Here is a 14,732-nt window from a genome sequence, read left to right on the forward strand (position 1 = left end):
ACTGCTCCTGCTTTGACGTTGAACTGAGCCCGAATCTGGGAGTCGACATGAGCCTACCCGCAGAGGCGACGCAGTACGCCGCCTCCACGTCAGATCGCGACCACCTGTCTGTCCTCCATCCGACGACGGACCTTCCCGCTCTCCGCCGTGACGGCCCGCTGGTGATCGAACGGGGGCAGGGCATCCGGGTTTGGGACGAGGACGGTAAGGAGTACATCGAGGGGTTGGCCGGCCTTTGGTGCACGGCGCTGGGCTACGGCGTGGAAGAACTCGCGGAAGCCGCCGCAGAGCAGATCCGGAAGCTCTCCTTCTCCCACCTCTTCGCGGGCCGCAGCCACGAACCGGCGGTTGCGTTGGCCGAGAGACTGCGCGAGATCGGGCCGGTCGAGAACGCGAAGGCGTTCTTCGGTACCTCCGGCTCGGACGCGAACGACACCCAGGTCAAGCTCATCTGGTACTACAACAACGCGCTCGGCCGGCCGGAGAAGAAGAAGATCATCAGCCGCCGCCGCGGCTACCACGGGGTTTCGCTGGCCGCCGGCAGCATGACCGGGCTGCCGCCGTTCCACAAGAGCTTCGACCTGCCGTTGCCGCAGTTCCGCCACGTGACCTGCCCGCACTACTACCGCGAGGGCGAGCCTGGCGAGACGGAAGCGGAGTTCACGGCCCGGCTGGCGGCCGAACTCGACGAGCTGATCCGTGCCGAGGGGCCTGAGACCGTTGCGGCCTTCATAGCCGAACCGGTGCTGGGCGCCGGGGGCGTCGTCGTGCCGCCCGAGGGCTATTACCCGGCGATCCAGGCGGTCCTGGACGAGCACGATGTACTGCTGATCGACGACGAGGTGATCTGCGGTTTCGGCCGGCTCGGCACGCCGTTCGGCGCCGAGGCGATGGAGATGCGGCCGGACACGGCCTCGGTCGCGAAGGCCCTGTCATCCGCCTATCTACCGATCAGTGCGGTGCTCGTGCCGGACAAGATGGTCGATGTCTTCGTCGAGGCCGGGGAGCGCTGGGGCCTGTTCGGTCACGGCTTCACCTACACGGGCCATCCCGTCTGCGCGGCCGTAGCGCTCAAGGCGCTGGAACTGATGGAGGAGCGGGACCTCTTCGCTCACGCCGCCCGCGTGGGGCACTACTTTCAGGCCGGGCTGCGGCGTTTTGCCGATCATCCGCTCGTGGGGGAAACGCGGGGCAAGGGACTGCTCGGCGCCTGCGAGCTCGTGGCGGACAAGCAGAGTCGCGAGGCCTTTCCGATCCAGCGCGGAGTGGGGGCGTACTGCATGCAACGCTGCCTTGACCACGGTCTGATCGTGCGGGCGCTGGGCGACACGGTGGCGTTCTGCCCGCCGTTGATCGTCACTGAGTCGGACGTCGACGAGATCCTGGAGCGCTTCGGCCGTGGCCTTGACGAGACCCTGGCCTGGGTCGAGGCTGGAGGCGCGGCGTCATGACGGAACTGACCACCTTGAGCCGGTCAGTAGCGGGAAAGACCGCGCTGATCACGGGCTGCGCTTCGGGCATGGGCAGGGCGACGGCGATGCTGTTTGCCGCGGAAGGCGCGAATGTCGCCGCGACCGACATCAACGGTCCGGGCGTTGAGGCGGTGGTCGCCGAGATTCGCGCGGCGGGCCGGGAAGCGACCGCGTGGGCCCTCGACGTGGGCGACGCCGATGCGATCGAGAGTGTCGTGGGCGAGGTGGCCGGCCGCTACGGCGGCCTGGACATCCTCGTGAACAACGCCGGCATCTCGCGCGGTGGACCGATCGACGCGGACGAGTACGAGCAGCGCTGGCAGGAGACCGTGAACGTGCTCCTGACCGCCCACCAGCGGACAATCCGCGCGGCGCTGCCCCATCTCCGCAAGTCGGACTCGCCGCGGATCGTCAACATCGCCTCGACCGAAGGGCTGGGAGCGACGGCCATGAACAGCGCCTACTCGGCGGCCAAGACCGGGGTCATCGGCCTGACCCGGGGACTCGCGGTGGAACTCGGCAAGGAGGGCATCACGGTGAACTGCATCTGCCCCGGCCCGATCCGCACCGGGATGACGGAGCGGATTCCCGAGGAGCACAAGCAGATCTATGCGCGTCGGCGCACCGCGCTACGTCGCTACGGCGACCCGGAGGAGGTGGCGCACGGCACGCTGCATCTCTGCCTGCCTGCCTCGTCCTTCATCACCGGCGTCGCCTTGCCGGTCGATGGCGGTTTGACCGTTCGCCGCGCTTGACGACAACGCGCCGCGCAGCCGCGACGCTTCAGTCCAGGTAGCCGAGCGCCTCGAGCGCTCTCCGCTGCTCGGGCGGCATGTCCGGTTCCAGACCGGGTTCGAGTTGCTCCCGCGACCCACGGCGCATGAGTCTGCCGATCGCCCGGAGGTAGCCGGCCCAATGGGGCTCCCTCGCGCCCAGATTGCGCAGTTCGGCCGGGTCGCTGGTCGTGTCGAAGAGCTGGTGCGTCTCTCCGAACGAGGCGCTCCAGTAGTCGATCAGCTTGCGACGGGGCTCGTCGTCCTGCTCGAGCAGTAGCGCGTCGACGGCCTCTCCGTCGTTGCGGAGGTCGGACATGGCGATCCGGTGCTCTGCAGGGCTGCGTCGGGAGTTCATGAGAGGCAGCAGCGACCGGCCGTCAGTTTCGATCAGACCGGGGCGGTCGATCGCTTCGAGAATCGTCGGCACGATGTCGATCTGCTGCACCTGTTCCTCGACCACCGAGCGTTCAACCGCCGCGCGCAGCCGGGCCGGGAGCTGAAGGATCAGGGGTACGTGGATCTGTTCACGGTAGAGGTTCGAGCCGTGGCCGTGGTTACCGTGGTCCAGGAACTCCTCGCCGTGGTCAGAAACGAACACGACCAGGGTGTCGTCGAGGAATCCTCGCCTGTCGAGTTCTTCGAGCAGGCGGCCGAAGTGCTCGTCCACGGCGGCGATCTCGGCGTCGTAGACATCGCTCAGGTGAGGGATCTCGAAGGGTTGCAGCTTGCCCATGTTCTTCCCGAGGGCGCCGGCGGGAGCGTCAGGCGCAAAGCGCGACCGGTGCGGCTCCGGGGGGTAGTAAGGCGCGTGCGGATCCATCGCGTGCATGAACACGAAGAAGGAGTCTTCGGGACCTATCCGCTCAAGCCACTCCAGCGTCTCATTTACGACCCGCCACACCGGAATGTGGATGCCGGGGCTCGAGAGGTTCTCCGGCAGTTGCTTGAAGTGGCTAAAGCCGCGGCGGAACCCGAAGGTCGGTCCGGCGATGCTGTTGCTGGACACGCCGAGCGCCCGATAGCCGATCGAGCGGAGGACTTCGGGCAGGTAGGCGACGTCGCCGGCCAGAACGTGGTTTCTGCTGCGGGCGCCGTGGTTGTGCGGATAGAGGCCAGTGAGGATGCTGGCCGTCGACGGCCGAGTCCATGAGGACTGGGCCACCGCGTGCTCGAACCGAACGGCGCCGGCCGCGAACCGGTCGATGTTCGGCGAGGTCGGTCGGTCGTAGCCGTAGCAGCCGAGTCGATCCGCCCGGAGGGTATCGACGAGGAAGATGAGCACGTGAGGGAGCTTCGCTGCGGGCCCGCTGGCGGCGCTTTCCGGTTCGGGACCGGCTGCCGGCGCCGCGGCGGTTGGGAGGGCGGCGTGCGGCCACGGGTTGCCCGCGCTGTTCAGTACGCCGGAGAAGCGGAACCCGGCCTCTGCCTGGGGTAATCGCGCGCCGGCGACCGGCTCGATGCGGATCCTGATCGGGAGGTGGTGTGGCCGCAGACGGACGCGCCCGCGCCTTTCCGTGATCGTCTCGCTGACCACGGCCGGCGCAGCCGGATAGCGATGGACGGAGACCAGAAGCGCGGAGGCAGGCTCGGCGTTCCGCCAGGCGCCCTGGGGACCGTAGAGCGCGATGTCGTCCAGTTCGAGGGAACCGCCGTCGGGCAGCATGACGTAGAAGTCGAGCGCCGTTCGGAAGGGCAGTTGCAAAGATCCGTCGGAGCCCGCCGCCGGCTTGACGCCGACACCGGCCCCCTCGACCCGGATGCGACTCCAGGCGACCTCTGGCGGTGTCGCCGAGGACGCGTCGACCGCGGAGTAGTTGAGGCCAATGGTGTTGGCTCCGATCCGCTGCAGGTCAGGCGGCACTTCCAGTCGGTAGTCCTGCATGCCGGCACTCGCGGTGAGTTGGAGATCGCCCAGCGATTGGTCGTTCCAGGAGACCGCCACCGTCGTCGGCGCGTCGTCGGCGGTGGTCATCGGTCGGCCAGTGAGCACCAGGTCGAGCGGCCGGGTCCAGGCGAGACGCCAGGCGATCTCCGAACGCGGCCCCTCGTTCGTGGCAAAGGCGCCCTCCGCATCCTGCCGGGGCGGGGACCACCCGGCCATCAGTTCCCGTCGCTGGTCGTAGTCGCTTGGAGCGACTTCGCTCGATTCGGCCGTCACATCGGCAAGATCCAGGTGTGAGGCGAGATCGGTGGTGACCGGCGGCAAGTCGTCGCCTCCGCAGGCGAGGAGCGCCAGGGCGACCGCACCGAGGGCGCGGTGGGGCTCGCGTAACGCCATCGTCACCGACTGCCGCCGTCGATCCGCAGGATCGCCCCCGTCGTGTAGCTCGAAGCGTCGGAGGCGAGGTAGAGCGCCGCACCGACGATCTCGTCGGGCTCCCCGCCGCGGCCGAGCGCGATGGAGGTCTTCGCTCGCCGGTTGAACGCTTCCAGATCCCACGCCTTCGAGATGTCGGTCAGGAACGGCCCGGGCATGATCGCGTTGACCCGGACCTTGGGGCCGTAGGCGTGAGCGAGCGATTCGGTCAGGGCGTTCAGTCCCGCCTTGGCCGCGCCGTAGGGTTCGGCGTTGGCGCTCGGGTGGATCGCGGCCGTGCTCGTCACGTTGATGATACTGCCGCCGTCGCCTTCGGCCATCCTCGCGCCGATCACGGCGGCGAGTCGGAAGGGCCCCTTCAGGTTGACGCCAACGACCTTGTCGAACAGCTCTTCGCTCACTTCGGCGAGGCTTGGGTAGAGCGGCGACATGCCGGCGTTGTTCACCAGTACGTCGACCTTGCCGAAGCGCTCGTAGGCGGCGTCGATCAGGGCGTCGACTTCGTTCCAGCGGCCGACGTGGCAGGCATGGGCGAGGCCTTGCCCGCCCGCCGACTCGATCTCGGTCACGACCTCGCGGCAGGAGTCGATCTTCCGGCTGGTGACGACGACGTTCGCCCCGGCGGCGGCGAAGGCGAGCGACATCTCGCGGCCGAGGCCCCGGCTGCCGCCGGTGACGAGGGCGGTGCGTCCGGACAGGTCGAAGATACGGTGCGCGTCTCGGGTCGTCATGGCGGGGGAGATTACAACCGCGGCCCGCGGCGGGGTAGATTCCGCGGACGATGAGCGACGCTCCCCCTGCCGGAGAACCACGTCTGATCCAGGTCCAGGCCGGACCGATGGCGAACTTCGTCTATGTCCTGGCCGACCCGTCGACCAGCCGCGCCTGGGCGGTCGATCCGGCATGGGAGCCGATCCGCGTGGTCGAGATCGCGCAGGAGCAGGGCTACGACGTTGTCGGCGTGCTGGCGACGCACTTCCACCAGGATCACATCGGCGGCGACATCTACGGTCAGCACGTCCCGGGGGTGCGCGAGCTGCGCGCCGAGTTCGACGTGCCGATGCTGATTCACGAGGCCGAGGCGGAGCGTGGCGCCGAGATGGTCGGTTGCCCGCCCCACCGCGTGGAGTCGTTCCGGGACGGTGATGTCCTCGAACTGGGCGACCTGGAGGTCGAGGTGCTGCACACCCCGGGCCACTCGCCGGGCAGTTGCTGCTTCCGCGCCGGCGGCCACGTACTGACCGCGGACACGCTCTTCGTGCAGGGAATCGGCCGGATCGACCTGCCGCACAGCGACGCCGACGCGATGTACCGCTCGCTGCAGCGGCTGAAGAACCTGCCGCCGGACCTCGCGATCTATCCGGGCCACGACTATGGCCCCGAGTCCAGTTCGACGATCGGCCGTGAACTCATGTGGAACGCCTATCTCCGACCGGACAGTCTCGAGCAGTGGCGGGCGATGCTGGGCTTCCTTTGAGTCCCGGGGAGGCTTCCGGGATGGCGGCGCTCGCGTCGCAGGGGGCTCCGGCCCGCCTCGAGACCCGGGGACTGCGTCGCGAACTGCGTTCGGGGGAACGCACCCTGGTCGTGGTCGACGATGTCGATCTCGAAGTGGCCGCCGGCGAGTGCGTTTCCGTCCGGGGCCCCTCCGGGGCCGGCAAGTCGACGTTGCTCGCGCTGCTTGCCGGACTCGACCGGCCTACCGCGGGCAGCGTCCTGATCGACGGCCAGCCGATCGAGCAGCTGAGCGAGGACGAACTGGCCCTGCTGCGGCGGGAGAAGATCGGCTTTGTCTTCCAGGCGTTTCAGTTGCTTCCCAACCTGACCGCGCGCGAGAACGTGCAGTTTCCGCTCGACCTCCTGGGACGCAGGCGGTCCGGCCGGCGGGCGGAAGCACTGCTGGCGGAGGTCGGTCTGGCGGAGCGCGTCCACCACTATCCGTCGCAACTCTCGGGCGGAGAGCAGCAGCGCGTGGCTCTGGCCAGGGCGTTCGCCGCCGAGCCCCGGATCCTCCTGGGGGACGAGCCGACGGGCAACCTGGACTCGGTGACCGGCGCGGCGGTCCTCGACGTGATGATGGCGCTGCGGGATCGATTCGGATCGACCCTGGTACTGGTGACCCATGATCCGGCGGTGGCTGCGCGCGCCGATCGCGAGCTGGTCATGGTCGACGGTCGACTAGGAGCTTGCGCCGTAGACGCGCAAGGGTCTGAGCGGTGAGGCGCAAGCTCCTGGTGAGGTGGGGGATGGGGCCAAACATGGAGCTTGCGACAGGTTTGGCGGCGATCGCGGAAGCAAGTGGCCGGTGAGTCCGCGGGTCGCGCTCCGGTACTCGCTGCGGGAGCTCCGGGGCTCCCTGGGGCGGGTCTGGGTCTGGGTGGCGTGCCTCTCGGTCGGGGTCGGCGCCGTGGTCTCGGTGGCAGGACTCGCCTCGAGTGTCGACGGCGCGATCCGGGGAGAGGCACGGAAGCTGCTGGCAGCGGACCTGGCGGTTCGCTCGCGGGGCCCGATTCCGGAGGACATCCTGGAGACGATCGATCGCGTCCCCGGCGCCGCTCGCGCCCAGGTGCGCGAGCTGGCGGCGATGGTGGGCCGCGCTTCGCCCCGCGAACAGGGCGGCGGAGGCCCATCGAGCCTGCTGGCCGAACTGAAGGCGGTGTCTGGCGGCTATCCGTTCTATGGCGAACTCGTGACGGAGCCGCCGCTGCCTCCCGGAACGAAGCCGGCGGACGTTCTGGGCGACCACTCCGCGCTCGTGTCGCCGGAAGCGCTCTCCCGACTCGGCCTGACCGTCGGCGACGACCTTCGTCTCGGCCGGCGGACGCTCCGGATCATCGGTTCGCTTGAAGCGGAGCCGGACCGGTTGCCGACGGCGTTCGCGTTCGGGCCGCGGGTCGTCGTGGGCGTGGCCGCGCAGGAAGCGGCGGGGCTCTTTCCCTTCGCTGGCTTCGGCGGCTATCGGGTGCTGGTGCGGCTCACCGGAGAGCACTCGCTCGAAGAGCTTGAACTGCGGGCGGACGCCCTGCGCGACGAGATCGACGACGGCGCGGTGCGGGTCGAAACCTACGCCGATGCCCAGCCCGGCATTCGTGAGGACCTCGAACGGCTCTCACGCTACCTGGGCCTGGTGGCGCTGCTGTCGCTCCTGGTCGGCGGCGTCGGCGTGGCCCAGGGTATTCGCGCCTGGCTGACCCAGCGTCTCGACGCGCTCGCGGTGCTCAAGTGCCTGGGGGCCCGGCCGCGCGACCTGATGCGCACCTACGTCGTCCAGGCGGTCCTGCTGGGCCTGGTGGCCGGGGTGATCGGCGGCGTGGCCGGGCTGTTCTCCATCCTCCTCGTGCCGGCGATCCTGGGTGGCGCGCTGCCGGTCGAGGCGGTTTCGATCTGGCAACCCTGGGCTTTCCTCCGGGGAGTGGCGCTCGGCGTTGGCGTTTCGACCGCGTTCTCGGCTCCGGCCCTGCTCGTCGTGCTGCGGGCGCCGCCCGTGCGCGTGTTCCGCAGCGGCGCCGAACCATTGCCGGGTTCACGACTCGCGAGCGCTTTCTCCGTGTTCGCGGTGGGTGCCGGCGTGGCGGGTTCGACGGCGCTCCAGGCCGGGTCGCTGTGGCTGGCGCTCCGGTTCGTGGGCGCGGTGGCGGCGGCTGTCGTCGCGTTGATGCTGGCGGCGCTGGTGCTACGGAGGCTGGCCCGGTTCCTGGCGCCCAGGTGCCGCTCTTCCTGGCTCCGCTATGGCGTCGCGGCGCTGGCGCGGCCCGAATCGGGCACGCTGGCGGCCTCGGTCGCACTGGGAATGGGCCTGATGGTGTTGCTCGCCATGTTCGTCGTCCAGGGCCACCTTCACGACGAACTGGCGGCCGGGCTTCCGGAGGAGGCTCCGAGCGCGTTCCTCCTGAACGTGCCGGCGGCGGGTTGGGATGACCTTGCCGGCCTTCTGGAGCGCCAGGGGGCCCGGAGGGTGCAGTCGGCGCCGGTGGTGATGGCCCGCGTCAGGGCGATCGACGGGGATCCGGTGGCGGAGCGGCTGAACGACCGCAACCGCTGGGCGCTGAGGCGGCAACTGCGGTTGACCTTCCTCGATGAGCTGCCCGAGGACAACGTGATTCTCGAGACCCGGAACAGGGGTGCCGCCGGGCCGGCAACGGCGCCGCAGCCCTGGGTCGATCCGAAGCTCGGCGAGGTCAGTGTCGAACAGGACTTCGCGGAGACGATCGGAGTGAGCGTCGGCTCGACGATCGACCTCGAGGTTGGCGGCCGCGAGACCAGGATCACCGTGACCAGCCTGCGACGGGTGGACTGGGAGGGTTTCGGCATCAACTTCTTCCTCGTGGTCGAACCGGCCGTGCTGGACTGGGCGCCGCACACCCGGCTCGCGGCGGCCTGGTTGCCGCCGGAGCGGGAACAACGGATCCAGGACGAGATCTACGTCGCCTTTCCCGGTGTCGCCGTGGTCCGGATCCGGGAAGTGCTCCAGAAGGTGGTCGACCTGGTCGGCGAGCTTCAGGTCGGCGTGCGGGTTCTCGGCAGCTTCACGGTGGCCGCGGCGCTGCTGACGCTGGCCGGTGCGGTCGCCGCGAGCTCGGCGCGACGCGGCCGTGAGGCGGCCCTGCTCAAGACGATCGGCTCGACTCGCTTCGACGTGCTGCGCGCCTTCGCGGCTGAGTACGTACTGGTCGGCCTGTCGGCGGCGGTCGTGGCGGCCGTGCTCGGCTCGGCGGCAGCCTGGTGGCTGGTGACGCGGGAGCTGGAGCTTGCCTGGTCGTTCAGGCCCTGGGCGGTGTTCGGGGCGCTCGCGGCGGGCAGCCTGCTGTCGCTCGCGACGGGGCTTCTGGCCAGCGTTGGCGCGCTGCAAAGGCCTCCGATCGACTCCCTGCGCGAGGTGCGTTGATGCCGCGTATCTCCACCCGCTGGCAGATAGTCGGGGCACTGTTCGCGATGATGATGTTCTCGTCCGGCCTCGGCTTCTACAACCAGTCGGTTCTGCTCGAGGCGCTGACGCGTGAACGCGGTCTGACCGTCTTCGCGGCCTCGCTCGCCCCGACGATCTTCTTCGCCGTGAGCGGTTTCGCCGGGCTCGGCGTCGCCAGCGTGATCGAATGGGTCGATGCCCGCTGGTCGGTCGCGGCGGGCGTGGCGATCTGCGCCGCGTCCCTCGTGCTGATCGGTCGTGTCGAGACGCTCCTTCAGGTCTACCTGGCCTTCGCTCTCTTCGGCTTCGGATTCTCCGCCACGAACATGCTGACGGCGAGCACGGTCGTCACGCGGTGGTTCGCGCGCCGACGGGCACTTGCCCTGTCGGTCGTGTTCACGGGGCTGTCGGTCGGCGGCATCGCGGTCGCGCCCTTCGCCGCCTGGGTGATGGGTGAGTACGGTCTGCGGCGCGGCACCGAGATCGTGGCCGCCGTGTACGTCGTGGGCATCCTGCCCCTGTCGCTTTGGCGGCTGATTCCGCGGCCGCGCGGAGAGATGGACCGGGTGGGGGAGTTCGAGGGCGCCGAGGAGCCGGGCGTCACCGCCCGGGAGGCGTTCCGCTCACGCTACTTCCTGGGCATCGCCGGCACGTTCTTCTTCGGTCTGATGGCGCAGGTCGGCGCCATCGCCCACCAGTTTCGCCTGGTCAGCGTCCACGAGCCCGGCGTGGCGGGCCTCGCGGTCTCGGTGCTGGCCGCCTCGAGCGTGGTGGGACGGTTGGCCTCCGGCGCGTTGCTGGAGCGGATTCCCTACCGTGGGTTCGCGCTGGTCCTGCTGGTTCTCCAGGGCTTCACGCTGGTCGTCCTGGGATCGAGCACCAGCGTGGCGGGCCTGCTGATCGCGTCGAGCGCCTTCGGGCTCACCATCGGCAGCTTCCTCATGATGCAGCCGCTCCTGATCGCCGAGGCCTTCGGCACCCGGAGCTACGCACGGATCTACTCGGTGAGCACGCTGCTGGCCTCGATCGGCGTCGCGCTGGGACCCTTCCTGCTGGGATGGGCTCACGACCTGGCAGGCGGCTATCGGAACGCCTACGCGTTGGGAGCGGTGATGTCCTGGCTCGGCTGCGTGGCGCTCTGGGCAGCGGGGAGGGACTTTGTGCGCCGGCCGGCGTGAACCGGACGCGGCCTGACTTCAGTGACACCAACAAAGTTGGAACGATTGTCGGATCGACTGTAGACTCTGCGCCCATTTCGGACGCGCGGGCTCCCGGGAGAGGAGGTTTCTTGGCGGGTCGAAGAGAACTGAACATGCGTCGCCGCAAGCGGCGGATCCTGGAGGCGGCAACGAAGCTGATCTCCAATGGAGGCATCGAGGCGTGCACGATGCGCGAGCTGGCCCGCAGGGCGCGGCTCGATGTCACTACCCTGTACAACTACTACGGGTCGAAGGAGGAAATCCTCGAGGCTCTGCGCCGATCCGGAGCTCGAAAACTGGAGCGCCGGATCGAGGAACTCGAGGAAACGGAGCCCATCGACCGCATTCGTGCGATTGTCGACCTGATGCTGGGTGTAAAGGAGTCACCACCCGCCCTGGCGAGGCCCATCAATCAACCTGGACCACGGCGTCGCCCGGGAGATGGTCCGATCGAAGGGGTCGCGAGGGTGCACCTCGACCATGAACTGCGCGAAGCAGTTGCCGATGGCGACCTGGTTCCTTCGGTCGACATCGAGCTGTTGGCCCTGGTCATTCTCGGTCACGCCCATGTGTGGTTGCCGCTGTGGGCGCGTCGAGTCGTCGACGCCGAGGAGACGGCGGCGCGGGTCGGTTACTTCGTGAGCCTGTGCCTGCTGGCGGCCGCAACGGACGCGGCGCGTCCCCGACTCGAACGGGAGATGCTGGAGAGCCAGAGTCGGCTCGCCGCCATCGATGCGGCGGTTGAACCTGCTGCTGTCTGATCGTTCACGGGCCGGGGCTGTCGGGCATCACGGCCGCGCCGGGATCCCTCAAGGGAGGGCAGCCTTCCAGCCGGCCTCGAGGGCACGTGCGAGATCGTCTCTCAAGGCGGCGTGGGCGGGATCCTTGCTGAGGTTCTCGAACTCCCTCGGATCCGTCTCCAGATCATAGAGTTCGATCTCCGCGTCGCCGCCTTCGACCGGGGCCCACTCGGTGTAGCGGTAGCGGGCGGTTCGAACGCTGAGCCCGGCGGTGAGATGCTGCCGGTCGGGCCGCGTGAAACGATCCGAGCGCGAGAAGATCGCGCTCTTCCAGTCCCGGGCCGGGTTCTCGAGTAGCGGTCGGAAGCTCGTGCCCTCGAGACCAACGGGCGCGGGAAGGCCACAAAGATCGGCCAGCGTCGGGTAGAGATCGACCAGTTCGACCAGCCCTGCGGTCGTCGCGCCGCCGGCGAATCCGGGCGCGCGCACGATCAGGGGCACGCGGGTCGACTCCTCGAACTGCGACTGCTTGCGCCACATGCCGCCGTGCTCACCGAGGTGGAAGCCGTGGTCGCTGACGAAGACGACGATCGTCGATTCCCCGAGCCCGAGTTCGCTGAGCGCGTCGAGCAGCAGGCCGACCTGGTGGTCGACCAGGGTCACGGTGGCGTGGTAGGCCGCGATCGCCTGACGCTGCTGGTCGTCGGTGTGCAGGGCGTCGTCCGGGTAGCCGACGATCGCCGGAGCCGGAATGTCGTCGCGGTCGTCGGTGGGCTCGTTCGGCAACGCGGTCTCCGAAAGCGGGTGCTGTTCGAAGAAGCTGGCGGGCGCCACCCAGGGCTGGTGCGGTTTGTGGAAACCGGCGGCGACGAAGAACGGCTCGTCGCCGGCGTGCTCCCGCAGGATCTCGATGACTCTGCGCGTCGTGCGGCCGTCGGGCGTGTCCTCTTCGCGCTCGTCGGTTGCTCGCCAGGTGAGCGGCAGACCGCCGGTGCGGCCGTGGGGCGCGAAGACGTCGGCGCGCGACATGCCGTCTTCCGAGCCTTCGGTCCAGGAGTTGTCGCGGACCTCCGAGTGGTCGACAGCGGGAACGCCACCGAGTCCTCGTAGCGGCCATGCGCCACCTTGCCGACCCGGGCGGTGAAGTAGCCGTGATCCCGGAAGTACTCGGGCAACATCACGGCATCGCCTACCGCGTGCCGCAGCGCCAGGAAGTTGTGAAGGACCTGGGTCGTCTCGGGCCGCAGGCCGCTCAGGAAAGACGCTCGCGAGGGGTTGCAGACCGGATGCTGTGCGTAGGCGCGGTCGAAGCGAACGCCCTCGGCCGCCAGGCGGTCGAGGTTCGGTGTCCTCGCGGTCGGGTAGGCGCCGTAGCTGCCGAGCGCGACGTTCAGGTCGTCGGCGACGATGAACAGGACGTTGTGCCGGACGGGCGGATCGGTAGAGGGCGCGCAGGAGAGGAAGACGAGCAGCAGGACCGAGGCCACGGTTGTTCTCATGCGCGTCTCCTAGATCAGTCCCTGGTAGGCGCCGCCGTCGAGCAGAATGCTGGTGCCCGTGATGAACCGCGCCGGCTCTGAGCACAGGAAGGCGACCGCCTTGCCGAAGTCCTCGGCGGTGCCGAGCGTCCCGGTGGGCACGCGCTGGGCCACGACGTCCGTGTTGCCGAGCGACTTGATCCGGTCCGTGGCGTGGATGCCGGGCTGGGCCGAGTTGACCGTCACGCCGTCCCGGGCGACCTCCGCCGACAGGGTCTTGAGGAAGCTGCTGACTCCGGCGCGGGCCACGGAGGAGGCGGCGAGGTTGCCGATCGGCTGGCGGGCGCCGATCGAGGTGATCGCCACGATCCGCCCCCAGCCGCGCTCGCGCATGCCGGGGAGAGCCGCCTGGCACATCACGATCGTGGACAGCAGGTTCAGGTCGATCGCCTCGCGGTAGCCGTCGATCGAAGTGGTGGCTGGGGAACCGGGCGGCGGGCCGCCGGCGTTGGCGACCAGGATGTCGACGTGGCCCAGCTTCTCGCTCGCCTGCTCGATGAAGGAACGCGCGCCTTCCTCGGTGGACATGTCGGCGACGACGGGCACGGCGCCGGCGCCCAGTTCCGCGGCGGCTTCCCTGATCCGCTCCTCGCTGCGGCTGCAGATCGCGACTTCAACGCCGTCCTCGAGCAGCGCCCTGGCGCAGCCGAAGCCGAGTCCCGTCGATGCCGCGGCGACGGCGGCCTTCTTTCCCTGGATTCCCAGATCCATCGTTGGCTCTCTCCTCTGTTGTCGGTCCCTGGTTGGGTTTGGCGGCGCTAGCGCCTGCGAGCCTCTGCCAGTTCGGCCATGCGGGTGAACAGCTCCTGCATGTGGGTGCGTTCGCCGGCGCCGCCGCCGAACTCCCGGTACAGCGAGTCCACGTTGATCGCGATCCGTTCGCTGTCGCCCCACGACTCGAAGTCGCCGAGCGCGATGTCGAAAGCGGCGTCACGCGCGGACAACCCCGCGTCGTACCGTTTCCTCGCCTCATCTCGTATGTAGACGAGGTAGGCGCGCATGGCTTTCACGCCACGGTTGTCGGTGATCGGGCCGTGCCCCGGCACGATCGTCAGCAAATCCCAGCTCAGCAGCAGGTCGCAGGCGTCGATCCAGTTCTGGATCGGTCCCGCCCAAATGATCGGCGCACCCTCGATGAACAGGATGTCGCCCGTGAACGCGGTCCGGTCCTCCGGGACGTGGACCATCGTGTCGCCAGCGGTGTGAGCCGGCCCGACCTCCGTCAACTCGACGCGCTTGTCCCCCACCGTCAGCGTCAACTGGCCGTCGAAGGTCCGGTTCGGCAGCGTGTGGGTGATCCCCTCGAAGTCGAAGCTGCCGAAGCACTCGACCAGAAAGTCGCCGACCAGACCGCCGTCGGCGCGAGCCCCTCGCATCAGCGCCGCGAGTGCCTCCGGCGTCGTCGCCTCCATCTCGGCGACCGCGGTCGTCGATGCGACGATCTCGGCGCCGGCGACGAGTTCGTTGCCGTGGGTGTGGTCGCCGTTGGAGTGCGTGTTGACGAGCCGGTCGATGTCGGCGGCCGCCGTGTGCGCGTTCTTCATCGCGTCGAGCATCTCGCGCGTGTTCGGGAGGTCGAACAGCGTGTCGACGAGCAGCGACTCGTCGCCGCTCACGATCAGGCCGGCGTTGCTCCAGCCCCAGCCGCCGTCCGGCTGCAGCCAGGCGAAGGAGCCGTTGCCGAGGTCGTGGAGGCCGCGTTCGAAGGCGAAGCGCGGCGTACCGAGTCCGGTCCAGGCTGATCCGTTTGTCATGAGGCGCACTCTAGCGCCGCTTGGATACGA

Annotated in this window: 12 protein-coding genes and 1 pseudogene; 7 read left to right on the forward strand and 6 right to left on the reverse strand. The window is 69.0% G+C overall.

Translation table 11 applies throughout. The annotated features are described in order from the left end of the window. Window positions 1-47: 47 nt before the first annotated feature. Together OXI49_03805 and OXI49_03810 are read left to right on the forward strand one after the other, a co-directional pair. Window positions 48-1,451, forward strand: coding sequence for an aminotransferase (locus tag OXI49_03805; GenBank protein ID MDE2689613.1), 1,404 nt, complete (start codon window positions 48-50; stop codon window positions 1,449-1,451). Further along, window positions 1,448-2,227, forward strand: a complete 780-nt coding sequence (locus OXI49_03810; protein MDE2689614.1) for an SDR family NAD(P)-dependent oxidoreductase — start codon at window positions 1,448-1,450, stop codon at window positions 2,225-2,227. The genes OXI49_03805 and OXI49_03810 overlap by 4 nt, the downstream gene beginning before the upstream one ends. Before the next feature lie 28 nt (window positions 2,228-2,255). Here OXI49_03810 and OXI49_03815 read toward each other — a convergent pair whose 3' ends face one another. Beyond that, entirely contained in the window at window positions 2,256-4,526 is a 2,271-nt protein-coding gene (locus OXI49_03815) for a sulfatase (protein MDE2689615.1), read from the reverse strand. Between the two features lie 2 nt (window positions 4,527-4,528). Then, on the reverse strand, window positions 4,529-5,296 hold the full coding sequence (locus tag OXI49_03820) for an SDR family oxidoreductase (GenBank protein MDE2689616.1): 768 nt from the start codon (window positions 5,294-5,296) through the stop codon (window positions 4,529-4,531). A 50-nt stretch (window positions 5,297-5,346) separates the two neighbouring features. Between OXI49_03820 and OXI49_03825 the strand changes: the two genes are divergently transcribed. The 5 genes from OXI49_03825 (at window position 5,347) to OXI49_03845 (ending at window position 11,431) form a co-directional block, all read left to right on the forward strand. Further along, window positions 5,347-6,042 (forward strand): MBL fold metallo-hydrolase, encoded by a 696-nt coding sequence (locus tag OXI49_03825; GenBank protein ID MDE2689617.1) that lies wholly within the window; start codon window positions 5,347-5,349, stop codon window positions 6,040-6,042. 20 nt (window positions 6,043-6,062) lie between these two features. Further along, window positions 6,063-6,785 carry an ABC transporter ATP-binding protein gene (locus OXI49_03830; protein ID MDE2689618.1) on the forward strand — a complete coding sequence of 241 codons (723 nt, stop codon included), beginning with the start codon at window positions 6,063-6,065 and terminating at the stop codon, window positions 6,783-6,785. A gap of 85 nt (window positions 6,786-6,870) precedes the next feature. After that, window positions 6,871-9,450, forward strand: a complete 2,580-nt coding sequence (locus OXI49_03835) for an FtsX-like permease family protein (protein ID MDE2689619.1) — start codon at window positions 6,871-6,873, stop codon at window positions 9,448-9,450. Then, the gene (locus OXI49_03840) at window positions 9,450-10,649 is read left to right on the forward strand and encodes an MFS transporter (protein ID MDE2689620.1); all 1,200 of its coding nucleotides are present in this window, start codon (window positions 9,450-9,452) and stop codon (window positions 10,647-10,649) included. Before OXI49_03835 ends, OXI49_03840 begins: the two co-directional genes overlap by 1 nt. A gap of 110 nt (window positions 10,650-10,759) precedes the next feature. After that, entirely contained in the window at window positions 10,760-11,431 is a 672-nt protein-coding gene (locus OXI49_03845; GenBank protein ID MDE2689621.1) for a helix-turn-helix domain containing protein, read from the forward strand. 48 nt (window positions 11,432-11,479) lie between these two features. Here the strand turns inward: OXI49_03845 and OXI49_03850 are convergent, their stop codons facing one another. The 4 genes and pseudogenes from OXI49_03850 to OXI49_03865 all read right to left on the reverse strand — a co-directional run bounded on the left by OXI49_03850 (window position 11,480) and on the right by OXI49_03865 (window position 14,702). After that, the gene (locus OXI49_03850; GenBank protein MDE2689622.1) at window positions 11,480-12,439 is read right to left on the reverse strand and encodes a sulfatase-like hydrolase/transferase; all 960 of its coding nucleotides are present in this window, start codon (window positions 12,437-12,439) and stop codon (window positions 11,480-11,482) included. 89 nt (window positions 12,440-12,528) lie between these two features. Then, window positions 12,529-12,909 (reverse strand): annotated as a pseudogene (locus tag OXI49_03855) (sulfatase-like hydrolase/transferase). Between the two features lie 9 nt (window positions 12,910-12,918). Beyond that, window positions 12,919-13,659, reverse strand: coding sequence for an SDR family oxidoreductase (locus OXI49_03860; protein MDE2689623.1), 741 nt, complete (start codon window positions 13,657-13,659; stop codon window positions 12,919-12,921). Between the two features lie 47 nt (window positions 13,660-13,706). Further along, on the reverse strand, window positions 13,707-14,702 hold the full coding sequence (locus tag OXI49_03865; protein MDE2689624.1) for an MBL fold metallo-hydrolase: 996 nt from the start codon (window positions 14,700-14,702) through the stop codon (window positions 13,707-13,709). Window positions 14,703-14,732 lie beyond the last annotated feature (30 nt).

The organism is Acidobacteriota bacterium (assembly GCA_028875725.1).
Taxonomy (GTDB): Bacteria; Acidobacteriota; Thermoanaerobaculia; order Multivoradales; family Multivoraceae; genus Multivorans.

Bases quoted from the DNA above. Each gene is read 5' to 3' on its own strand.
- OXI49_03805 (MDE2689613.1), top strand. From the start codon at position 48: ATGAGCCTACCCGCAGAGGCGACGCAGTACGCCGCCTCCACGTCAGAT.
- OXI49_03810 (MDE2689614.1), top strand. From the start codon at position 1,448: ATGACGGAACTGACCACCTTGAGCCGGTCAGTAGCGGGAAAGACCGCG.
- OXI49_03815 (MDE2689615.1), bottom strand. From the start codon at position 4,526: ATGGCGTTACGCGAGCCCCACCGCGCCCTCGGTGCGGTCGCCCTGGCG.
- OXI49_03820 (MDE2689616.1), bottom strand. From the start codon at position 5,296: ATGACGACCCGAGACGCGCACCGTATCTTCGACCTGTCCGGACGCACC.
- OXI49_03825 (MDE2689617.1), top strand. From the start codon at position 5,347: ATGAGCGACGCTCCCCCTGCCGGAGAACCACGTCTGATCCAGGTCCAG.
- OXI49_03830 (MDE2689618.1), top strand. From the start codon at position 6,063: ATGGCGGCGCTCGCGTCGCAGGGGGCTCCGGCCCGCCTCGAGACCCGG.
- OXI49_03840 (MDE2689620.1), top strand. From the start codon at position 9,450: ATGCCGCGTATCTCCACCCGCTGGCAGATAGTCGGGGCACTGTTCGCG.
- OXI49_03850 (MDE2689622.1), bottom strand. From the start codon at position 12,439: ATGTCGCGCGCCGACGTCTTCGCGCCCCACGGCCGCACCGGCGGTCTG.
- OXI49_03860 (MDE2689623.1), bottom strand. From the start codon at position 13,659: ATGGATCTGGGAATCCAGGGAAAGAAGGCCGCCGTCGCCGCGGCATCG.
- OXI49_03865 (MDE2689624.1), bottom strand. From the start codon at position 14,702: ATGACAAACGGATCAGCCTGGACCGGACTCGGTACGCCGCGCTTCGCC.